Here is a 19,167-nt window from a genome sequence, read left to right on the forward strand (position 1 = left end):
TCAGCCCAGACCCAGAATCCGCAGCACCAGCATCGCCTGCGCGCCGAAGCCGACGACGAAGGCCAGCGTGCGCAGCAACGGCACGCCCGTGGTGTAGATCAGGGCGTGCGCCAGCCGGCTCCAGAAGAAGGCGCCTGCCGCCAGCGCGGTGCCGGCGTCACCCAGGCCCAGGCCATGCACTGTCAGCGCCAGCGGCGCAAACACCGCCAGGTTCTCGATGGCGTTGCGGTGCGCATTGGCCAGCCGGTAGGCCCAGTCGGCATGCGGTCGTACATCGGGCTGCGGGTTGCGCAGCGCCGCCCAGACCCCCATTTCGCGCAGGCGGTTGACGATGATCGGCACCCAGAGCAGGCCGGTCAGCGCGGCACTGAGGGTGAGGAAATGCAGTTCGGGCGAGAGCTGAGGCATGCGTGGGGCCGGTGTGAATGAGATGGCTGGCATGCTAGGGAACCGATGCAGTCGTATCTATGATGATTTCTATCAATTCATTGTCTTGAACGACTGAAGTGCCCACGCTGCCAGCTCAACCCGTCGACCCCTTCGACGACGCCCTTGCCGACCTCCGCATCGTCGGCACGGTGCTGCTGCACTGCGCCTACGCGCCGCCCTGGGCCGTGGACGTGCCCGCCGAGCCCGAGCTGCGCGGCCTTATCCAGGCGCCGCCGCATGCCCGGGTGCTGGTGTTCCACCATGTGCGGGCCGAGGCCTTCGAGCTGCGCCTGGGCGGCGCGCCGCCCCTCGATGTGGGCCTGCGCGACATCGCGCTGGTGACCGACGGCGCGGCGCACCGCCTCTCGCGTGGCGACTGTCACACCGCCGTGCCGCTGGCCAGCATCCTGGCCGGCATGGGGCCGCCGCCCACGCCACGCGGCACGGCCGGCGCCACCGAACTGATCTGCGGCGTGTTCGTGACGCAGGGGGTGCCACTCAACCCGCTGCTCGGCGCGCTGCCGCCGGTGCTGCGGGTGACGGCGGCCGATGACAGCGCCACGCCGATGCTGGCCGGTACCGTGGCGCTGCTGGCGCAGGAACTGGACCGGGGCGCCTCCACCGGCTTCAGCGCGGCGCGGCTGCTGGAGCTGATGTGCGCCGAGACCCTCAAGGTTCACCGCGACAGCGCCGGTGCAACCATCGAGCCGGGGTGGCTGCGCGGGCTGGCCGATGCCCGCCTCGGCGCGGCGTTGCGGTGTGTCCATGAGCGGCCGCAAGAAGCCTGGAGCGTCGAGCGCCTGGCCGGGAAGGTGGCGCTGTCGCCGTCGCGGTTTGCGGCGCGCTTCCGTGCCGGCGTCGGCATGAGCGTGATGGGCTACGTGGCGCAATGGCGGGCCAATGTTGCCTGCCGGCTCTTGATCGAGGGACAGCTCCCGCTGGCGGAGGTGGCAGCGCGCGTCGGCTATGACAGCGTCCCGGCCTTCAGCCGTGCGTTCAAGGGCCAACTGGGCCAGCCGCCCGGAGCGTGGCGGCTGGCGCGTCGCTGAGCTGGGCTGCGATGATGGCCGCCATGCGCCATCTCCTGCTCATCACCCTCGCGTTCGCGCTGACCGCTTGCGCGTCTTCCGGCGGCGACAAGGTCGCCAACGCGGCCACCACACCGCTCTCCGACCTCAACGTCGTCCGCGCCGACATCCCCGAAGTGCTGAGGGCCGCCGCCGCAGCGCCCTATGCGCCGCCGGCCGACCTCAGCTGCCCGGCGCTGACCGCCAGCATCCAGGCGCTGGACGAAGTGCTCGGCCCCGACCTCGATGCGCCTGCCGGCAAGGGCGGCCCCAGCCTGCTGGAGCGCGGCGAGGACGCCGCCACCGGCGCGCTGCAGCGCACGGCCGAGGGCGTCATCCCGTTCCGCGGCTGGGTGCGCAAGCTCAGCGGCGCCGAGCGTTACGCGCGCCAGGTCAGCGCGGCCATCACGGCTGGTGGCGTGCGGCGCGGTTTCCTGCGCGGGCTGGCGGTGGCCAAGGCCTGCGTCGCCAGCACGCCGGCCAAGACGGGCTGAGACACCCCGGCCTCCCGCAGCTGAGGGGGGCGAGCCGTGTCGCTGCCCGCTGCAGCAACGCGTCTTCCTTGCTGAGCCACTTCGTGGCATCGCCTGGAGACCGCCATGACATCCACCCTCGCCCCCCGTCCCTCGCTGCTGGCCCTCTCGCTCATCGGCCTTTGTGGCGCTGCCCATGCCGCGCCCTTGCAACTGAGCAGCGGCAATACCAACTCCTTCGGCCCCAGCCTCAGCGCCGACGGCAGTCGGCTGGCCTTCTACTCGGCGTCCGACCTCACCGGCAGCAATGCCGACCGCAACTTCGAGGTCTTCGTCTACGACCGCGCGCCGGCGCAGCTGCGCCAGATCACCGACCAGCCCGGCGGGGGCCTCGCCGGCGGCAACCAGGCGCCCAGCCTCAGCGGTGACGGCAGCCGGCTGGTGTTCCAGCATTTCGTCATCAACGGCAGCATCGCCAACTTCCAGACGCAGAGCTACGACCTCAACACCAACACGCTGACGACGCTGACCTCGCCGGGCATGTTCGAGTCGTCGGCCATCAGCCGCGACGGCAAGCTCATCGCCGTCAACACCGACAACCTGGGCCTGCGCTTCTACGACACGACGACGCAGAGCTTCTCCAGCGTCGTCATGTCGGCGCCGTTCGGGTTCTCGATGAGCGGCGACGGCGGCCGCATTGCCTACGAGGGCTTCTCGCAGGGCGTGCGGCTTCTGGACGTGGCCAGCGGCACGACCACCATCGTCTCGCCCGCCGGCAGCGGCTTCAACCAGGGCGCCGCGCTCAGCGCCGACGGCAACAGCCTGGCCTTCGTCTCCACCTTCGACCCGCTGGGCCTGAACGCCGATGGCAACAGCGAGCTGTTCCGCTACGACGTGCTGACGCAGACGCTGGCGCAGGTCACGCAGACCAGCGCCGGCAACGCTCAGGCGGCCAGCGTCAGTGGCGACGGCAGCCGCATCGCCTTCGGCAGCTCGGCCGACCTGACCGGCGGCAATGCCGACGGCAACACCGAGATCTTCGTCTACGACCTTCTGGCCGGCAGCTTCCTGCAGCTCACCGACACGCTGGGCGCCTTCAGCACGGATGCCGTCCTCAGCGAGGACGGGCTGAGCATCGCCTATGTGTCGACGATGAACCTGAACGGCGCCAACCCCAGCGGCGCCTTCCAGGTGTTCATGGACGTGCTGGCGCCGCAGGACAGCGGGCGCCTGCCCGAACCGGCCTCGCTCGCGCTGGTGCTGGCGGCCTTGGGCTTGCTGCCCGCCGTGCGCCGGCTGCGCCGTAGCGCCTGAGCCGTGCCGCTGGCTATCCTCGCGGGCATGGCCAGCAAGAAAACACCCACCGCGCCCGCAGCCGACCGCCACGACCTCATCCGCGTGCAGGGCGCGCGCGAGAACAACCTCAAGGACATCAGCGTCGACATCCCCAAGCGGCGGCTGACGGTGTTCACCGGCGTGTCGGGTTCGGGCAAGAGTTCGCTCGTCTTCGGCACCCTGGCGGCCGAGTCGCAGCGCCTCATCAACGAGACCTACAGCGCCTTCGTGCAGGGTTTCATGCCCACGCTGGCGCGGCCGGATGTGGACGTGCTGGATGGCATCACCACGGCCATCATCGTCGACCAGGAGCGCATGGGCGCCAACGCGCGCTCCACCGTGGGTACGGCGACGGACGCGAACGCGATGCTGCGCATCCTGTTCAGTCGCCTGGGCCAGCCGCACATCGGCCCGCCCAGCGCCTTCGCCTTCAACGTGCCGGCGGTCAAGGCGACCGGCGTCATCACCGTGGAGAAGGGCGAGGCCAGCCAGGCCGTCAAGCAGACCTTCACCCGCACCGGCGGCATGTGCCCGCGCTGCGAGGGCATGGGCGCGGTGAGCGACTTCGACCTGACGCAGCTTTATGACGCGAGCAAGTCGCTCAACGAAGGCGCCATCACCGTGCCCGGCTACACGCCGGACGGCTGGACGGGCCGCATCTACCGCGCCTGCGGCTTCTTCGATGCCGACAAGCCCATCGCCAGGTTCACCAAGCGCGAACTGCACGAGCTGCTGCACAAGGAGCCGACCAAGATCAAGGTCGACGGCATCAACCTGACCTATGCCGGCCTGATCCCGTCCATCCAGAAGTCCTTCCTGTCCAAGGACGTGGACGCGCTGCAGCCGCACATCCGCGCCTTTGTCGAGCGCGCCATCATCTTCACCACCTGCCCCGAATGCGGCGGCTCGCGGTTGGGCGAGGCGGCGCGCTCGTCGCGCATCGCCAAGCTCAACATCGCCGAGGTCTGCGCCATGCAGATCAGCGACCTGGCCGTGTGGGTGCGCGGCATCAAGGCGCCTAACGTCGCGCCGCTGCTGACCGCGCTGCAGCAGCTGCTCGACTCCTTCGTCGAGATCGGACTTGGCTATCTGTCGCTGGACCGGCCCTCGGGCACGCTGTCCGGCGGCGAGGCGCAGCGCACCAAGATGATCCGCCACCTCGGCTCGGCGCTGACCGACGTGACATATGTCTTCGACGAGCCCACCATCGGCCTGCATCCGCATGACATCGGCCGCATGAACGAGTTGCTGCTGCGCCTGCGCGACAAGGGCAACACGGTGCTGGTCGTCGAGCACAAGCCCGAGGTCATCGCGATGGCGGACCATGTCATCGATCTCGGCCCCCGCGCCGGCTCGGCTGGCGGTGAGGTGGTCTTTGAGGGCAGCGTCGCCGGCCTGCGCGCCAGCGGCACGCTGACCGGCCGCCACCTGGACGACCGCGCCGCGTTGAAGGCCGGCGTGCGCAAGCCCAAGGGTGCGCTCAAGGTGCGCGGCGCCAGCACGCACAACCTGCAGTCCGTCGATGTCGACATCCCGCTGGGCGTGCTGGTCGTCGTCACCGGCGTGGCGGGCTCGGGCAAGAGCTCGCTCATTCACGGCTCGGTGGCCAAGCTGGACGGCGTCGTCGCCATCGACCAGGCCGCCATCCGCGGCTCGCGGCGCAGCAACCCGGCCACCTACACCGGACTGCTGGACCCCATCCGCAGCGCTTTCGCCAAGGCCAATGGCGTGAAGCCTGCGCTCTTCAGCGCCAACTCCGAAGGCGCCTGCCCGGCCTGCAACGGCGCGGGCGTCATCTTCACGGATCTGGGGCCCATGGCTAGCGTCGCAACGCCTTGCGAGGACTGCGAAGGCAAGCGCTTCCAGCCTGCCGTGCTGGCCTACAAGCTGGCCGGCCGCGACATCAGCGAGGTGCTGGCCATGCCTGTCACCGAGGCCACGGCCTTCTTCGCGGCGGCCAAGGTGCCGGCGGCCCACGCCATCCTCGAACGCCTGGCCGACGTGGGCCTGGGCTACCTCAGTCTCGGCCAGCCGCTAACCACGCTGTCCGGCGGTGAACGCCAGCGCCTCAAGCTCGCTACGCAAATGGCCGAGAAGGGCGATGTCTACGTGCTGGACGAGCCGACGACCGGCCTGCACCTGGCCGACGTGGCGCAGCTGCTGGCGCTGCTGGACCGGCTGGTCGACAGCGGCAAGTCCGTCATCGTCATCGAGCACCACCAGGCGGTGATGGCGCATGCCGACTGGCTCGTCGACCTCGGGCCGGGGGCAGGGCATGACGGCGGCCAGGTCGTCTTCGAGGGCACGCCGGCAGCGCTGGTCAAGGCGAAGAAGACGCTGACGGGCCAACACCTCGCGCGGTACGTCGGCGCCTGAGCGGAGCGCACCAGGCCGGGGCGCGAAGGCAGGTTGGTGTCAATGCCTCTTGCGGGCCGGCGCCGGCAGCGCTCAAATGCCCGGGCCTGTCGCAACGCGGTGGTAGGCGACGTCTGTTGATTGGCCTGACGCCTGACTTCGCTGACCGTCATGAAAGTCCACTCCACGCCCCATCGATTCCTGCCGGCCTGGCTGCCGCAACGCGCGGGCACGCCGTCGCCCGCAGAGCGGACCGAGCCGGTGCTTGGCCTGCCGCCGATCGCGACACTGCAGGACTGCCAGCCACCCCAGCCGCGCCTGGCCGACATCGAACGGGCGCTGGAGGAAGGCAGCCGCCGCGTCTACCTGCCGCGCGGCGAGACCGAAGTCATCGAGAAGCCGCGCCGCTGAGGGCCGTCGGCAGCGGCTCGCCGCGCCGCCAGGCCTCGACGTTGGCGATGAAGCATGCCACCGTCGCGCGGATGGCCTGCGGTGACCACCCGGCCACGTGCGGGGTCAGGATGACGTTGGGCAGGTCCACCAGCGCCTGCGGCGGGCGGGGCTCGCCCTCGTAGACGTCCAGCGCCGCGCCGGCGATGCGGCCGGCCTGCAGCGCGGCGGCCAGCGCGGCCGTGTCCACGCAGCTGCCACGGGCGATGTTGACCACATGGCCGCCTTCACCCAGAGCGGCCAGCACGGTTGCATCGACGATGTGCTGCGTGCCCGCGCCGCCCGGTGTCGCGACGACCAGGTCGTCGGCCCAGCCGGCCAGCGCCAGCGCGCTGTCGAAGTAGGCCGCATCGCCGGCGTCGTCGCGCGGGCGACGGTTGTGATAGCCGATGACCATGCCGAAGGCCGCCGCGCGGCGCGCGATCTTCAGGCCGATGGCGCCCAGGCCGATGATGCCCAGCCGCCGGCCGCCGAAGTCGGGGTACAGCGGCAGCGCATCGCGCCAGACGCCCGCTCGCAAGGCCGCGCCCTGTTGCGGCAGCGCCCGCACGCTGGCCAGCAGCAGCGTCAGCGCATGGTCGGCCACGCAGTCGTCGTTGGTGCCGGCGCCGTTGCAGACGAGCACGCCGCGTGCCTGGGCGGCGGCCACGTCCAGGTTCTCGTAGCCGGCGCCCTGGGCGGCCAGCAACTTCAGATGCGGCAGCGCGGCAATCTCGGTGGCCGTGAAGCCGACCGAGCCGTTCGTCAGCACCAGCTCGATGCTGCCGGCATGCGCGGCCAGCGCCGCGGCACGCGAGGCCGGGTCGATGGCTTCGATGACGTGGAACTGCGCCAACAGCAGTTGCTTGTGTTCAGCGGCGATGGGGACGAGCAGCAGCAGGTGTTCCTTCATGCGCCCATCATGCCGCGATAAGAAAACGATAAGGCGTGCGGACGACCATGGTGATCAAGGAGCCGCCATGAACCACCCGCCATCCGCTCGAACCCTGCTCGTCGGTCTTGCTGCCAGCCTCGCGGCGTCCGCCGCGTTGGCTGTCACGCCCGCCGATCTCTTGCGCACCTACAGCGCGCAGGCTGGCGCTGCACCGCAGCCGGCGCGAGGCCAGCAGTTCTTCAACGCCAGCCACGGCCGCGAATGGCGTTGCGCGTCCTGCCACGGCGCGGTGCCGAACCAGGCGGGCAGGCATGCCGCCACCGGCAAGTCCATCGCGCCGCTGGCGCCCGCCTTCAACCCCGAGCGCTTCACCGACCCGGCCAAGGCCGAGAAATGGTTCCGCCGCAATTGCAACGACGTGGCGGGCCGTGAATGCACGGCCGCCGAAAAGGCGGATGTGCTGAGCTGGCTGCTCACCCTTCAACCGTGAGGCGAGCCCCATGACACCCACCAACCGCCCGCCATCGGGCCTGCTCGCCACCTGCGTTCTGGCCTTCGCCGCGAGCATGGGCCTGTGCGTGCCGGCCCGCGCCGACGATGTGCGTGCCGCGCCGCTGCTGCCCGCCTACAAGGCCGAATGCGCGGCCTGCCACATCGCCTACCCGCCGGGGCTGCTGCCGGCCGCATCGTGGCAGCGGCTGATGACGCAGCTGCCCCATCACTTCGGCACCGATGCGTCGCTGGACGCTGCCACGGTGACCGCGCTGTCGACCTGGCTGACGGCCAACGCGGCCCAGGGCCGGCGCGCCGCGCCGCCGCCGGCTGAAGACCGCATCACCCGTTCCGCCTGGTTCATTCGCAAGCACGACGACGTGCCTGCGGCGACCTGGAAACGTGCGTCCATCAAGAGCGCATCCAACTGCATGGCCTGCCACAGCGGCGCCGATCGAGGAGATTTCAATGAACGCAACATCCGCATCCCGCGCTGAGGCGCCGGTCGATTCCGCCCCAGCCCGCAGGGTGCTCGTCTGGGACGCGCCGGTGCGCGTCTTCCACTGGTTGATGGTGCTCAGCTTTGCCGGGGCCTACCTCACCGCCGAGAGCGAACGCTGGCGCCTGCTGCATGTGACGCTCGGCTACACGATGGCCGGCCTGCTTGCGTTTCGCGTCGTCTGGGGGCTGGTCGGCACGCGGCATGCGCGCTTTGCCAGCTTCGTGCGCGGCCCGGCGGCCGTGTGGCGCTATCTGCGCAGCCTGGTCAGCGGCCAGCCCGAGCATCACGTCGGCCACAACCCGGCGGGCGCGCTCGCCATCGTCGCCTTGCTGGGCCTGACCGGCCTGGTGACGGCGGCCGGCTGGGCCACCTACAACGACCTCGGCGGCGAATGGCTGGAGGAGCTGCACGAGGGCGCGGCCAACGCAATGCTGGCCGTCGTCGGCCTGCATCTGGCAGGCGTGCTGATCGGCAGCTGGGTGCATGGCGACAACCTGATCGGCGCCATGCTCAGCGGTCGCAAGGCGGGCGCCCCCGAGGACACCGTGCGCAGCGCCTGGCGAAGTGTGGCGGCGCTGATGCTGGCGGCGGTGCTGGGCTTCTGGGCTGTCCAGTGGCAAAGCGCTCCAGCGCCAGACGCTGCGATGTCCGCCAGCCACCACGACCGCGACGACGACTGAGAATCCGGCCCATGCGCGTGCTCCTCGCCGAAGACGACCCCTTGCTCGGCGACGGCCTGCGCGCCGGCCTGCGCCAGCTCGGCTTCCTGGTGGACTGGGTGCGCGACGGCTTGGCCGCCGAGAGCGAGCTGCGGGCCCATCCCTACGCGGCGGCGGTGCTTGACCTGGGCCTGCCACTGAAGGACGGCATGGACGTGTTGGCGGCCATCCGCCGCGCCGGCCTCACATTGCCTGTCCTCGTGCTGACCGCGCGCGACGCGCTGCCGGACCGCATCCGCGGCCTGGACGTCGGCGCGGATGACTACGTGGTGAAGCCCGTCGACCTGAACGAGCTGGCCGCGCGGCTGCGTGCGCTGGTGCGGCGCGCCCACGGACAGCCGCAGGAATGCCTGACGGCCCAGGACGTGGTGCTGGACCCGGCGGCCCGCTCCGTGCTGCAGGTCGGTGCGCCCGTGGCGCTGTCGGCGCGTGAGTTCGACCTGCTGCACACGCTGCTGCTCAACACTGGCCGGGTGTTGTCGCGCGAGCAGCTGGAGCAGCACCTGTACAGCTGGGGGCAGGAGGTCGACAGCAATGCCGTCGAGGTGCACGTGCACCACCTGCGGCGCAAGCTGGGCAGCGCGCTGATACAGACGGTGCGCGGCGTCGGCTACGTCGTGATGCGCGAGCCAGCGCGGGCATGATGCAGCGCCCGCGTTCGCTGCAAGGCCGGCTGCTGGCGCTGGTGCTGGGCGTGGTGGCGGCGGTCTGGGCCGTCGCGGCGGCGCTGACCTGGCTGGACGTGCGCCACGAACTGGACGAACTGCTGGACAGTCATCTCGCCCAGGCGGCGGCGCTGCTGGTCGTGCAGCAGGCCGGCGAGATCGAGGACGACCATCAAGCTGTCAACGCGCCATCGCTGCACCGCTATGCGCCCAAGGTCGCGTTCCAGGTCTTCCACGACGGCCGCCTGGCGATGCGGTCGGCCAACGCGCCGGTCCAGCCGATGCTGGCGTTCAGCGGCAGCGCCACGAACGGCTTCCGCACCGTCGAGATGGCGGGCGAAACATGGCGCGTCTTTGCCGCCCACGGGCGCGAGCGGGACACGCAGGTCTTCGTCGGCGAACAGATCGACTCGCGCAACGACATCCTTTGGGCAGTGCTGCGCAGCGGCCTCACGCCCATGCTGTTCGCGCTGCCGCTGCTGGCCCTGGCGGCCTGGTGGGCGGTGCGCCAGGGCGTGGCGCCGCTGCGCGCCCTGGGCCGCACGCTGGCGCAGCGGCAGCCCCAGGCGCTGCAGCCCATCGCCGTCGCCGGCGCGCCCGCCGAGATGGCGCCCATGCTGGACGCGCTGAACGGCTTGTTCGAGCGTATCGGCGAGCTGATGGCTTCGGAGCGCCGCTTCACGGCGGATGCGGCGCATGAGCTGCGCACGCCCATCGCCGCCATCCGCGCCCAGGCCCAGGTGGCTTCTGCCTCGGTGGACGACGCCGAGCGGCGGCGCGCGCTGAGCGCGACCTTGCAAGGTTGCGACCGCGCCACCCGCCTCGTCGAGCAACTGCTGACGCTGTCCCGGCTGGAGTCAGGCAGCGCGCCGGCGCTTGCCGCACTGGACGCCGTGGCCGTGGTCCGCCAGGTCGTCGCCGAGGCTGCGGGTCTGGCGCTGGACAAGCGGCAGAGCCTGGCGCTTGAGGCACCCGATTCGTTGCCGGTCCACGCCGAGGCGACGCTGCTGTCGGTGCTGGCCCGCAACCTCGTCGACAACGCGATCCGCTACAGCCCTGAAGGTGCGAGCGTGCGGGTGCTTGTGCGGGCGGCACCCGGCGGCGCCGAGCTGACGGTCGAAGACAGCGGCCCCGGCATGAGCGAGCCCGACATCGCACACCTGGGCGAGCGCTTCTTCCGCGTCATCGGCAGCGGCCAGAGCGGCAGCGGCCTGGGCTGGTCGATCACGCGGCGCATCGCCACCGTGCTCGCGGCGCAGGTGTCGGTGTCTCGCTCGGTGTCGCTGGGCGGCCTGGCCGTCACGGTGCAGCTTGGGTCAGCCGTTCACTCCTGAACGACGTTGCGGCCCTGCTTCTTGGCCCGGTAGAGCGCCGCATCCGCGCGCGCCAGCACCGCAGCGCCGTTGGCATCGCCGGGCTCGGCCTCGGCGATGCCGAAGCTGGCGCTCAGCGGCCAGTCCTGCTCCAGCCAGTGCAGCGGCGCCGCGTGGACGAGGGCGCGCATGCGCTCGGCCACCAGCGCCGCGCCGGCGATGCCGGTGTCCGGCAGCAGCACGCAGAACTCCTCGCCGCCCAGGCGGCCAAAGCGGTCCACCTCGCGCACGCAGGGCTGCAGCTCCTCCACCATCTGGCGCAGCGCGGCGTCACCGGCGGCATGGCCCAGTGTGTCGTTGAGCTGCTTGAAGCGGTCCATGTCGATCATCACCAGCGCATAGCCGCGGCCGCGCTGCAGCCAGGCATGGGCCTGCTCCAGCGCCTGGTCGAAGGCGCGGCGGTTCAGCGTGTCGGTCAGCGGGTCGCGCTGCAGCAGCCGCTCGATGCGGCTGACGAGCCGCATCAGCACCAGCAGCGCCAGCGCCGCGTTCTGCAGCAGCACCAGCACGAAGGCGGCCCACAGGCAGGCGATGTTGAACGCCGACGGCACGCGCAGGTCGCCGGCACTGCCCGCGTTGACGAAGGTTTCCACCGTCCTCGCGGCGAGCAGCAGCGACAGCAGGAACAGCGGCAGGGCCAGCGCCGCCGGAGCGCGCCGGCCGTCGGCAGCCGCGCCAAGCTGGCGCCAGGCGAGCAGGCCCGCCACCAGCGTCAGTGCCGCGCCGGCGCCATTGACGATGCGCGCCGGCCAGCGCGGGTCGACACCGTCGGGCAGCGCCAGCAGCAGGGTGGCCACTGCAGCCACGGTCAGCGTCGTCGTTTGCCACGACAGGCGCCGCGTCGTCATGGCCTGCACTGCGGCGCCGAGCAGCGCGAACGAGGCCACGGCCAGCACGTCGCTCGGCCATCGCGTGAGCGCGTCGGGCGCCACGCCACGCAGCGCGTGCAAGGTCAGCGCGAGCGCGCTGGCGGCGTTGGCGGCAGCCAGCGTCAGCGAGGCCCGCAGCGCGATGCGCGCCACCAGCGCCAGTGCCAGCCACACCAGCGTCGCGACGAACGCAGTGGCGGCGACGGCGGCCAGCAGCGTCACCGTCTCGGCCGGCGTCGGCGCGGCGAGGCTCATGCGGAAGCCGCCGGCTGCAGCTGCCGCGCGACGCAGACGCGGTTGCGGCCTTCGGCCTTGGCCCGGTACAGCTCGGCGTCGGCGCGGACCAGGCCGATCTCGCCTTGCGCATCGCCCGCCACGGGCAGGGCCACGCCAAAGCTGGCGGACAGCGGCAGCGCCATGCCTTGCCAGTGCAGCGGCTGGGCATCCAGGCTGGCGCGCAGCCGCTCGGTGATGACGGCGGCCGTGGCCAGGTCGTCCGGCGAGGCCAGCGGCAGCAGCGCGCAGAACTCCTCGCCGCCCAGCCGCCCCAGGCAGTCGGTCTCGCGCAGCCCGGCCTGCCAGATGCGCACGCAGTGCTGCAGCGCCGCGTCGCCGGCCGCGTGGCCGTGTGCGTCGTTGATGCGCTTGAAATGGTCGATGTCGATCATCGCCAGCGCGAAGCCGTGGCCGCGCTGCAACTGGGCCTGGGCCTCGGCCAGGGCCAGCTCGAAGGCGCGGCGGTTCAGCGCGCCGGTCAGCGGGTCGCGGTGCGTCAGGTGCTGGATGCGCATGATGACGCGCCAGATCATCAGCGCGATGAGGCTGAGCGTGATGCCCGCCGTCACGATGAAGGCCACCACCGCCCGCCCCGCCGTTGGCAGCTCGCCCGGGCGCGCCGCGCCGCCCACGCCCGTAAGCAGCATGCCGATGTGCACCATGCCGGCGACGGCCAGCAGCGCGAATGGCAGCGCGGTGCAGCCGGAGATGAACGGCGAGAGCTGCTTGGCGATGCCGCGCCGGATCTCGTGCACGGCCAGCGCCGCCAGCACGGTGGCGCTGCCCATGCTGGCCAGCTGCGGCAGCAGCACCGAGCCGCTGGCCAGCCCCAGCGCAATGCCCAGCGCGCCAACGCCGCTGATCCACGCGATGTGCCGTGCCCGCCGCCGGCTGCCCACCATGCGGCGCAGCGCCAGCAGCAGCAGCATGGACAGCAGCAGGCTGAACTCGGCCACCGCCTGGCGCAGCAGCAGTGGCCAGCCGGCCATGAAACCTTCGCTAACCTGCAGCAGCACGCGCACCAGGTGGGCGGCCGCCATCAGCCGGCTGGCGCGCGGCGCGATGCGAAAGGCCTGGGCAAGCATCAGCCAGGCCAGCGCCGCCATCAGGTTGAAGACGGCGCTGACTTGAAGGACGGTGGGGACGTCGAGAAATTGCATGTAAGCCCGGCATCTTCCCCGACAACGCCACAATGCCGCCCATGTCGGCTTGGGTATTGATCACCGGAGGTTCGCGTGGCATCGGTGCGGCCACCGCGCTGCGCTGTGCACAGGCGGGCTGGGACGTGGCCATCAACTACGCGCAGGACGGCGCCGCGGCGCAGGCGCTGGCGGCGCGTGTGCGCGGGCTCGGCCGGCGTGCGCTGACCGTGCAGGCGGATGTGGCCGACGAGCCGCAGGTGGCCGCGATGTTCGAGTGCCTGGACGCCGAAGGAGGCCGGCTGGCCGGGCTGGTCAACAACGCCGGTATCGTCGCTCCGGCCGCGCGGCTGGAGGCCATGTCGCCCGAGCGCTGGCGCCGCCTGTTCGATGTCAACGTCATCGGCACGCTGCTGTGCTGCCAGCAGGCGGCACAGCGCATGAGCACCGCGCGTGGCGGCCTGGGCGGGGCCATCGTCAACCTCAGCTCACGGGCGGCCGAGTTCGGCTCGGCCGGCATCTATGTGGACTACGCGGCCACGAAGGGCGCCATCGACACGCTGACCAAGGGCCTTGCGCGCGAGCTGATCACCGAGGGCATCCGCGTCAACGGGGTGCGGCCGGGCATCATCGAGACGGACATCCACGCCAACAGCGGCATGGACGCCAGCGGCGCGGCCGCGACCATCCCCATCCAGCGCCTGGGCCGGCCCGAGGAGATCGCCGAGGCCATCGCCTGGCTGCTCAGCGACGCGGCCAGCTACACGGTGGGGGCGATGGTGGACGTGGCGGGCGGGCGCTAGCCCAGCACCACGGCCAGCCAGGCGCGGCTGGCGCTCACCTGGCGCCGGATGACCGCCGGGTCGCGGCTGGCCTGAGCCAGCACGGCGGCGCCCTGCAGCACGGCCAGCAGGTGCTCGGCGCACTCACGGGCGGCCGGCGCCGGCAGCGCGCGGGCGAACTGCAGTTGCAGCCAGCCCAGCAGGCCCAGCAGCAGCCCGGCCGCGTGCTGGTGCAGTTGGGCGTCGAGCTTGCCGAGTTCGGTGGACAGGCTGCCGACGGGGCAGCCCGAGGCCGCCAGCACAGGTGCCTGAGCGTCCACATAGGCCAGCAGGCGCTCGATGGTCGCCGCCGGCGCAGCGTCGTGGGGCTGGCCCGCGCCCAGGGCGGCTTCCAGCTCGGCCTGGCGGCTGCGCAGCACGGCGTCCAGCAGCGCCGGCTTGGTCGCGAAGTAGTAGGCCAGGTTGCCCTTGAGCATGCCAGCCTCGGCGGCCACGTCGGCGAGCGAGGTGGAGGCGTAGCCGCGCTCCTCGAACAGCCGCAATGCCGCCGCCACGATGCGGTCGCTGCCGGTCTGGGCGGTGTCGGGCGGGGGAGTCATGACGCTGTTCATCGTAGCAGCCGGGACGGCGCCGGCAGCTTGTTGCGCCGCCGATTTGGACGATTGTCCTGATATGCTTGGTCGATCGTCCAAATGGAGCAATCATGCGACTTCAAGCGGGGCAGCCGGCGCCCGATGTGCAGACCGTCGATGTCTTCGGCCGGCCGGTGTCGCTGCAGCACTGGCGGGGGCGGCCGGTGCTGCTGTCGTTCTATCGGTACGCGTCCTGCCCGCTGTGCAACCTGCGCGTGCGTGACCTGCGCGAGGCGGCGCCGGAACTGGCGGCGCTGGGGCTGGTGCTGGTGGGCGTCTTCCAGTCGGACGCCGCCACGATCGGCCGCCACGTCGGCCAGCAGCAGGCGCCTTTCCCGCTCGTGGCCGACCCGGCGCTGGCGCTGTACCGCCGCTATGGCGTGGAGCGAAGCTGGGCCGCGATGCTGCGCTGGCCCACGCTGGCCGGGGCGGTGCGGGCGATGGCGGCGGGCTTCCTGCCGGGCCGGGTCGATGGCCCCATCGACCGCACGCCGGCGGACTTCCTCATCGATGCCGACGGCCGCATTGCCGTCGCCCACTACGGTCGCCACCTGGGCGACCACCTGCCCATCGCCGAATTGAGGGCACGGCTGGGCCGTGGCTAGCGCTTCTCCACCAGCGTCGACTCCACGCCACCTTCGTCGCGCAGCCGGGCGGCCGCTGCCCGTGCCTCGTCGGCGTTCGGGAACGGCCCGGCGCGCAGCCGGTGCAGGCCGGCCTCGCGCACGACGGTGAGCAGCGGCAACAGGCTGAGGTCGGCCTCGGCGACGCGCTGGCGCAGGCTCTCGGCGGCGTCCAGCTTGGTGAAGGCGCCGAACTGCAGCCAGTAACCGCCGCCGGCGATCACCGCGGTCGTCTCGCGCTGCGGCGCGCCGGGCGGCGTGTCGGGCACGAAGACGGGCGGGGGCTCACCCGTCGGCTTCTGCCAGTTGCCGGCGCGGATCTCCGCGTAGGTGATGCGCCGCACCTCCACCGGCGCCACGCCGCGCAGCAGGTCCAGCTTGAGCGCTGCCGTGTAGCTGAGGTCGATGATGCGGCCCTTGTGGAAGGGCCCGCGGTCGTTGACGCGCACGACGATCTCGCGCCCGTTGGCCGGGTTGCGCACGCGGGCGTAGCTGGGGATGGGCAGCGTCGGGTGCGCGGCCGTCATCGCGTACATGTTGTAGATCTCGCCGCTGGCCGTCTGGCGGCCGTGGAACTTGCGGCCGTACCAGGAGGCCAGGCCGCGGTCGGCATAGGCGACGTCGCTGGCCATGGGCACGTAGCGCTCGCCCAGCACCACATAGGGCTTGTTGGGCCCGCCGATGCGGATGGCCTCCAGGCGCGGCACAGCGTCCGGCACCTGGGTGAGGTTGGCGGGCGGGTTGGCCTCCGGGCCGTCGCGGTCACTGGCCGTCGGGCTGCTGGCGCAGCCGGACAGCAGGGCCAACAGGGCCAGCGCGAGGGCCAGCCCAGTATGCTGCGCGGTCTGTTTACATCGGCTATGCCATGCCATGAGCAACTTCGTCTTCCCTCCAGTCGAGACGCCCAGCGCCGCCGTGCGCGGCACGGACGCCCGCTACGCCGTCAGCCGCATCTTCTGCGTCGGCCGCAACTATGCCGATCATGCCCGCGAGATGGGCGCCGACCCTACGCGCGAACCGCCGTTCTACTTCACCAAGCCGGCCACGGCGCTGACCGCGTCGGGCTCGACGGTGCCCTACCCAAGCGAGACCAAGAACTACCACTACGAGATGGAACTGGTGATCGCCCTCGGCGCGCCGGTGTTCCGCGTGACGCCCGACGCGGCCCGCGCGGCCATCTGGGGTTACGCCGCCGGCCTGGACATGACGCGCCGCGACCTGCAGGCCGCAGCCAAGGCCGGTGGCAAGCCTTGGGACACGGCCAAGGGGTTCGACCAGTCAGCAATCCTTGGCGACATCGCCCGCGTCAGCGAGGTTGGCCTGCTGGAAAAGGGTGCCATCACGCTGAGCGTGAATGGCGTGGAGAAGCAGCGCGGCGACCTGGCCGACATGATCTGGAGCCAGGCGGAGATCGTCTCCAATCTGTCGCACCTGTATCACCTGCACCCGGGCGACCTGATCTACACGGGCACGCCGGCGGGGGTGGGCGCGGTCGTGCCGGGCGATGTGATCACGGGCCGCATCGAGGGCCTGGGCGAGATCACGCTGACGGTGGGGCAGGCCGAGTGATGTTCGACGAAGAGACGCTGGACCAGGCCCGCGCGCGCAACATCCGCGAGTCGCTGGCCGAAGACATCGGCCGTTGCGACTGGACGGCCCAGCTCGTGCCCGCCGGCCGTCGCGTGGCGGCCCAGGTGCGCGTGCGCGAGCAGGCCGTGCTGTGCGGCCGCGACTGGTTCGACGGCGTGTTCGCGGCGCTGGACGCGACGAGCCGCATCGAGTGGCTCTACGACGAAGGCGCGCAGATGACGGCTGACAGCATCGTCTGCCGCATCGAAGCCGATGGCCGGCAACTGCTGAGTGCCGAGCGGCCGGCGCTGAACTTCCTGCAGCTGCTGTCCGGCACGGCAACGATCACGCGCGCCCATGTCGACGCGGTGGCCGGCGCCAGCGCCAACCCACGCGGCTGCGCCATCCTCGACACGCGCAAGACCATCCCCGGCCTGCGCCTGGCGCAGAAGTACGCGGTGCGCGTGGGCGGCGGGCAGAACCAGCGGCTGGCGCTGTACGCAGGCATCCTCATCAAGGAGAACCACATCGCCGCCGCCGGTGGTGTGGGTCTCGCCTTGCGTGCGGCGCAGGCCTTGAACTCGGGAGTGGACATCCAGATCGAGGTCGAGACCCTCGAGCAACTGCGCGAGGCACTGGACGCCGGTGCCGTCAGCGTGCTGCTGGACAACTTCAGCGAAGCGCAGATGCGCGAGGCGGTGGCCGTCAATGCCGGCCGCGCGCTGCTGGAGGTGTCGGGCGGCGTCGAGCTTGGGCAGCTAAGGGGGATCGCCGCCACCGGCGTGGACCGCATCTCCATCGGCCGGCTGACGAAGGACCTGCGCGCGGTGGACTACTCGATGCGGGTGCTGGGCCCGGTCTGAGCAAGCCGGCTGGTTCAACCCAGCAGATGCGCCCGCACCCGGGCCGCCGCGTCGGCCGGGTGCTCCTGCATGAAGCAATGCCCGCCGGTCGTGACCTGCACATGCACATGCGGCGCGTTGTGGGCATGGGCCCGGGCACAGCCGGTCCGCACGAAGGGCATGGTGCTGTCGCCGTGCAGCAGCAGCGTGGGCACGGGGATGCGGCGCAGCCGGCTCCACAACTGGTCGGGCATGGTGCTGAAGATGGTGGACTCCAGCTCCGGCGCGCACTTCAGCCGTACCGTGCCGTCGGGGCTGTCGCGCAGCGCGTGGGTGACGAAGGCGTCCAGCGCCGCCTCGTCCCAGCCCCGGTAGGTGCCGCGGCCACGCAGGCTCTCGCGGGCGTGTTCGCGGCTGGGCCATTCGCGGCGGCGGCGCTTGGTTGCGCGGGCCAGCGGGTTGACGAGGCCGGTGCCGGCGCGGCCCATCATCTGGGCGGCGAGCAGCATGGGCGGCGGGAACAGCACCGGGTCCAGCAGCACGGCCCGGCCGAACGGCTGGCCGGCCGCGCCCAGCAGCAGCGCCGTCTGCACGCCGCCGAAGCTGTGGCCTACGGCCATCAGCGGCACGTCGCCATAGGCGGCGCGGCCGGCCTGGAAGGCGTCCAGCGCCGCCTCGGCGCAGCGGTTCCAGCCCGCGAAACGCGGCGTGGCGTCGCTGTCGCCGTGGCCTGGCGCGTCGCACAGCCAGAGGTCGAAGTCGCGCGCCAGCGCCAGCAGCAAGGGCTCGTAGACGCGGCCGCAGAAGCCGTTGCCGTGCAGGAAGTGCAGCAGCGGCCGGCCGCTGGGCGGTGTGCGCCAGCCGCGCAGCACGGTGCCCGTGACGGGCGACGCGTGCGCCCAGGGTTCAAGGATCATTCGTCGAACCAGGGCTCGTTCGGCAGGTTGTCGAACACCCGGCGCAGCCCCTCGCTCCAGCCCGCGCGCAGCGCCTGGAAGTAGGGGTCGTCGCGGCCGATGCGGTGCGGCGGCTTCATGGCCATCTCGAACTGGTTGGCGCGCAGCATCAGCATGTCAATGGGCAGGCCCACCGACAGGTTGGACTGGATGGTCGAGTCGAAGCTGACCAGCGTGCACTTGGCGGCCTCGTCCAGCGGCGTTGTCTCGTAGCGGACGACGCGGTCGATGATGGGCTTGCCGTACTTGCTCTCGCCGATCTGGAAGTACGGCGTGTCCTCCGTCGCCTCGATGAAGTTGCCCTGCGGGTAGACGTGGAAGAGGCGCGGGCCCTCGCCCAGGATCTGGCCGCCGATCAGCATGTTGGCGCCGAAGTCGACGCCGCCGTTGTAGTCGTGACTGTCGCGGGCAATGATTTCCTTCAGCGTGCGACCGAGCAGCGCGGCCGCGTCGTAGAGCGACGGTACGTTGAGCAGATGCTCGCCGTCGCCATGCAGGCGCTGGTTCAGCACCGACATGACGGACTGCGTCGTGGCCAGGTTGCCCGCCGTCAGCACGACGATCTCGCGCTGGTGCGGGATCTGGAACTGGTACATCTTGCGGAAGCTGGCGATGTGGTCGATGCCGGCGTTGGTGCGGGTGTCGGAGGCGAACAGCAGGCCGGCGCGCAGACGCATCGCGACGCAGTAAGTCATGGTGGGAGGTCCCAATAGCTTGAGCTGGCCATTATGGCCAGTGGGCCTCC

Annotated in this window: 22 protein-coding genes; 14 read left to right on the forward strand and 8 right to left on the reverse strand. The window is 71.3% G+C overall.

Annotated features, from left to right (window positions below):
* Nucleotides 1-408, reverse strand: coding sequence for an MAPEG family protein (locus tag ACG00Y_RS26650; protein WP_394484319.1), 408 nt, complete (start codon nt 406-408; stop codon nt 1-3).
* Nucleotides 409-506: 98 nt separating this feature from the next.
* Between ACG00Y_RS26650 and ACG00Y_RS26655 the strand changes: the two genes are divergently transcribed.
* From ACG00Y_RS26655 to ACG00Y_RS26675, 5 genes are all read left to right on the forward strand, one after another.
* Complete coding sequence (locus ACG00Y_RS26655) at nt 507-1,478, forward strand: AraC family transcriptional regulator (protein WP_394484321.1); 972 nt, start codon at nt 507-509, stop codon at nt 1,476-1,478.
* 23 nt (nt 1,479-1,501) lie between these two features.
* A complete protein-coding gene (locus tag ACG00Y_RS26660; RefSeq protein ID WP_394484323.1) occupies nt 1,502-1,990 on the forward strand; it encodes a hypothetical protein in 489 nt (162 codons plus the stop codon).
* Nucleotides 1,991-2,095: 105 nt separating this feature from the next.
* Complete coding sequence (locus ACG00Y_RS26665; protein ID WP_394484325.1) at nt 2,096-3,283, forward strand: TolB family protein; 1,188 nt, start codon at nt 2,096-2,098, stop codon at nt 3,281-3,283.
* Between the two features lie 27 nt (nt 3,284-3,310).
* On the forward strand, nt 3,311-5,680 hold the full coding sequence (locus ACG00Y_RS26670) for an ATP-binding cassette domain-containing protein (protein WP_394484327.1): 2,370 nt from the start codon (nt 3,311-3,313) through the stop codon (nt 5,678-5,680).
* Between the two features lie 150 nt (nt 5,681-5,830).
* Entirely contained in the window at nt 5,831-6,070 is a 240-nt protein-coding gene (locus ACG00Y_RS26675) for a hypothetical protein (RefSeq protein ID WP_394484329.1), read from the forward strand.
* Here the strand turns inward: ACG00Y_RS26675 and ACG00Y_RS26680 are convergent.
* Nucleotides 6,048-7,001, reverse strand: a complete 954-nt coding sequence (locus tag ACG00Y_RS26680; protein ID WP_394484331.1) for an NAD(P)-dependent oxidoreductase — start codon at nt 6,999-7,001, stop codon at nt 6,048-6,050. The two genes, ACG00Y_RS26675 and ACG00Y_RS26680, sit on opposite strands and share 23 nt — an antisense overlap.
* 67 nt (nt 7,002-7,068) lie before the next feature.
* Between ACG00Y_RS26680 and ACG00Y_RS26685 the strand changes: the two genes are divergently transcribed.
* The 5 genes from ACG00Y_RS26685 to ACG00Y_RS26705 are packed head-to-tail and all read left to right on the forward strand — an operon-like array spanning nt 7,069 to nt 10,695.
* On the forward strand, nt 7,069-7,473 hold the full coding sequence (locus ACG00Y_RS26685) for a DUF1924 domain-containing protein (protein WP_394484333.1): 405 nt from the start codon (nt 7,069-7,071) through the stop codon (nt 7,471-7,473).
* A gap of 10 nt (nt 7,474-7,483) precedes the next feature.
* Complete coding sequence (locus ACG00Y_RS26690; protein ID WP_394484335.1) at nt 7,484-7,972, forward strand: diheme cytochrome c; 489 nt, start codon at nt 7,484-7,486, stop codon at nt 7,970-7,972.
* Entirely contained in the window at nt 7,944-8,657 is a 714-nt protein-coding gene (locus ACG00Y_RS26695) for a cytochrome b/b6 domain-containing protein (RefSeq protein ID WP_394484337.1), read from the forward strand. Before ACG00Y_RS26690 ends, ACG00Y_RS26695 begins: the two co-directional genes overlap by 29 nt.
* An 11-nt stretch (nt 8,658-8,668) precedes the next feature.
* Entirely contained in the window at nt 8,669-9,340 is a 672-nt protein-coding gene (locus ACG00Y_RS26700) for a winged helix-turn-helix domain-containing protein (RefSeq protein ID WP_394484339.1), read from the forward strand.
* A complete protein-coding gene (locus tag ACG00Y_RS26705; protein WP_394484341.1) occupies nt 9,340-10,695 on the forward strand; it encodes an ATP-binding protein in 1,356 nt (451 codons plus the stop codon). The genes ACG00Y_RS26700 and ACG00Y_RS26705 overlap by 1 nt, the downstream gene beginning before the upstream one ends.
* Here the strand turns inward: ACG00Y_RS26705 and ACG00Y_RS26710 are convergent.
* Together ACG00Y_RS26710 and ACG00Y_RS26715 are read right to left on the reverse strand one after the other, a co-directional pair.
* Nucleotides 10,686-11,858: a GGDEF domain-containing protein gene (locus ACG00Y_RS26710; RefSeq protein WP_394484343.1), complete on the reverse strand. Its 1,173-nt coding sequence runs from the start codon at nt 11,856-11,858 to the stop codon at nt 10,686-10,688. The two genes, ACG00Y_RS26705 and ACG00Y_RS26710, sit on opposite strands and share 10 nt — an antisense overlap.
* Nucleotides 11,855-13,039, reverse strand: a complete 1,185-nt coding sequence (locus ACG00Y_RS26715; protein ID WP_394484345.1) for a GGDEF domain-containing protein — start codon at nt 13,037-13,039, stop codon at nt 11,855-11,857. The genes ACG00Y_RS26710 and ACG00Y_RS26715 overlap by 4 nt, the downstream gene beginning before the upstream one ends.
* A 41-nt stretch (nt 13,040-13,080) precedes the next feature.
* On the opposite strand from ACG00Y_RS26715, the gene ACG00Y_RS26720 reads away from it, so the two are divergent.
* Nucleotides 13,081-13,821 (forward strand): SDR family oxidoreductase, encoded by a 741-nt coding sequence (locus ACG00Y_RS26720; protein ID WP_394484347.1) that lies wholly within the window; start codon nt 13,081-13,083, stop codon nt 13,819-13,821.
* Here ACG00Y_RS26720 and ACG00Y_RS26725 read toward each other — a convergent pair.
* Complete coding sequence (locus tag ACG00Y_RS26725) at nt 13,818-14,399, reverse strand: TetR/AcrR family transcriptional regulator (protein ID WP_394484349.1); 582 nt, start codon at nt 14,397-14,399, stop codon at nt 13,818-13,820. The two genes, ACG00Y_RS26720 and ACG00Y_RS26725, sit on opposite strands and share 4 nt — an antisense overlap.
* Nucleotides 14,400-14,503: 104 nt before the next feature.
* On the opposite strand from ACG00Y_RS26725, the gene ACG00Y_RS26730 reads away from it, so the two are divergent.
* Nucleotides 14,504-15,037, forward strand: coding sequence for a peroxiredoxin-like family protein (locus ACG00Y_RS26730; protein WP_394484351.1), 534 nt, complete (start codon nt 14,504-14,506; stop codon nt 15,035-15,037).
* On the opposite strand, the gene ACG00Y_RS26735 is transcribed toward ACG00Y_RS26730, so the two are convergent.
* Entirely contained in the window at nt 15,034-15,927 is an 894-nt protein-coding gene (locus tag ACG00Y_RS26735; protein ID WP_394484352.1) for a septal ring lytic transglycosylase RlpA family protein, read from the reverse strand. The genes ACG00Y_RS26730 and ACG00Y_RS26735 overlap by 4 nt on opposite strands.
* Here ACG00Y_RS26735 and ACG00Y_RS26740 point away from each other — a divergent pair.
* Nucleotides 15,926-16,624 (forward strand): fumarylacetoacetate hydrolase family protein, encoded by a 699-nt coding sequence (locus ACG00Y_RS26740; RefSeq protein WP_394484354.1) that lies wholly within the window; start codon nt 15,926-15,928, stop codon nt 16,622-16,624. The genes ACG00Y_RS26735 and ACG00Y_RS26740 overlap by 2 nt on opposite strands.
* On the forward strand, nt 16,624-17,487 hold the full coding sequence (nadC, locus tag ACG00Y_RS26745; protein ID WP_394484356.1) for a carboxylating nicotinate-nucleotide diphosphorylase: 864 nt from the start codon (nt 16,624-16,626) through the stop codon (nt 17,485-17,487). Before ACG00Y_RS26740 ends, nadC begins: the two co-directional genes overlap by 1 nt.
* Before the next feature lie 14 nt (nt 17,488-17,501).
* Here the strand turns inward: nadC and ACG00Y_RS26750 are convergent, their stop codons facing one another.
* Complete coding sequence (locus tag ACG00Y_RS26750; protein WP_394484357.1) at nt 17,502-18,383, reverse strand: alpha/beta fold hydrolase; 882 nt, start codon at nt 18,381-18,383, stop codon at nt 17,502-17,504.
* On the reverse strand, nt 18,380-19,117 hold the full coding sequence (locus tag ACG00Y_RS26755) for a proteasome-type protease (protein ID WP_394484358.1): 738 nt from the start codon (nt 19,115-19,117) through the stop codon (nt 18,380-18,382). The genes ACG00Y_RS26750 and ACG00Y_RS26755 overlap by 4 nt, the downstream gene beginning before the upstream one ends.
* Between the last annotated feature and the right edge of the window lie 50 nt (nt 19,118-19,167).

Origin of the sequence: Pelomonas parva (assembly GCF_043555835.1) — a bacterium.
Lineage (GTDB): Bacteria > Pseudomonadota > Gammaproteobacteria > Burkholderiales > Burkholderiaceae_C > Pelomonas > Pelomonas parva.

What these genes read in the sequence shown, in the direction of transcription:
- ACG00Y_RS26650 (WP_394484319.1), bottom strand. Translation starts at nt 408, where the DNA reads ATGCCTCAGCTCTCGCCCGAACTGCATTTCCTCACCCTCAGTGCCGCG.
- ACG00Y_RS26755 (WP_394484358.1), bottom strand. Translation starts at nt 19,117, where the DNA reads ATGACTTACTGCGTCGCGATGCGTCTGCGCGCCGGCCTGCTGTTCGCC.
- ACG00Y_RS26680 (WP_394484331.1), bottom strand. Translation starts at nt 7,001, where the DNA reads ATGAAGGAACACCTGCTGCTGCTCGTCCCCATCGCCGCTGAACACAAG.
- ACG00Y_RS26690 (WP_394484335.1), top strand. Translation starts at nt 7,484, where the DNA reads ATGACACCCACCAACCGCCCGCCATCGGGCCTGCTCGCCACCTGCGTT.
- ACG00Y_RS26675 (WP_394484329.1), top strand. Translation starts at nt 5,831, where the DNA reads ATGAAAGTCCACTCCACGCCCCATCGATTCCTGCCGGCCTGGCTGCCG.
- nadC (WP_394484356.1), top strand. Translation starts at nt 16,624, where the DNA reads ATGTTCGACGAAGAGACGCTGGACCAGGCCCGCGCGCGCAACATCCGC.
- ACG00Y_RS26705 (WP_394484341.1), top strand. Translation starts at nt 9,340, where the DNA reads ATGCAGCGCCCGCGTTCGCTGCAAGGCCGGCTGCTGGCGCTGGTGCTG.
- ACG00Y_RS26710 (WP_394484343.1), bottom strand. Translation starts at nt 11,858, where the DNA reads ATGAGCCTCGCCGCGCCGACGCCGGCCGAGACGGTGACGCTGCTGGCC.
- ACG00Y_RS26665 (WP_394484325.1), top strand. Translation starts at nt 2,096, where the DNA reads ATGACATCCACCCTCGCCCCCCGTCCCTCGCTGCTGGCCCTCTCGCTC.
- ACG00Y_RS26685 (WP_394484333.1), top strand. Translation starts at nt 7,069, where the DNA reads ATGAACCACCCGCCATCCGCTCGAACCCTGCTCGTCGGTCTTGCTGCC.
- ACG00Y_RS26725 (WP_394484349.1), bottom strand. Translation starts at nt 14,399, where the DNA reads ATGACTCCCCCGCCCGACACCGCCCAGACCGGCAGCGACCGCATCGTG.
- ACG00Y_RS26720 (WP_394484347.1), top strand. Translation starts at nt 13,081, where the DNA reads ATGTCGGCTTGGGTATTGATCACCGGAGGTTCGCGTGGCATCGGTGCG.
- ACG00Y_RS26660 (WP_394484323.1), top strand. Translation starts at nt 1,502, where the DNA reads ATGCGCCATCTCCTGCTCATCACCCTCGCGTTCGCGCTGACCGCTTGC.
- ACG00Y_RS26715 (WP_394484345.1), bottom strand. Translation starts at nt 13,039, where the DNA reads ATGCAATTTCTCGACGTCCCCACCGTCCTTCAAGTCAGCGCCGTCTTC.
- ACG00Y_RS26730 (WP_394484351.1), top strand. Translation starts at nt 14,504, where the DNA reads ATGCGACTTCAAGCGGGGCAGCCGGCGCCCGATGTGCAGACCGTCGAT.
- ACG00Y_RS26750 (WP_394484357.1), bottom strand. Translation starts at nt 18,383, where the DNA reads ATGATCCTTGAACCCTGGGCGCACGCGTCGCCCGTCACGGGCACCGTG.
- ACG00Y_RS26670 (WP_394484327.1), top strand. Translation starts at nt 3,311, where the DNA reads ATGGCCAGCAAGAAAACACCCACCGCGCCCGCAGCCGACCGCCACGAC.
- ACG00Y_RS26735 (WP_394484352.1), bottom strand. Translation starts at nt 15,927, where the DNA reads ATGGCATGGCATAGCCGATGTAAACAGACCGCGCAGCATACTGGGCTG.
- ACG00Y_RS26695 (WP_394484337.1), top strand. Translation starts at nt 7,944, where the DNA reads ATGAACGCAACATCCGCATCCCGCGCTGAGGCGCCGGTCGATTCCGCC.
- ACG00Y_RS26700 (WP_394484339.1), top strand. Translation starts at nt 8,669, where the DNA reads ATGCGCGTGCTCCTCGCCGAAGACGACCCCTTGCTCGGCGACGGCCTG.
- ACG00Y_RS26740 (WP_394484354.1), top strand. Translation starts at nt 15,926, where the DNA reads ATGAGCAACTTCGTCTTCCCTCCAGTCGAGACGCCCAGCGCCGCCGTG.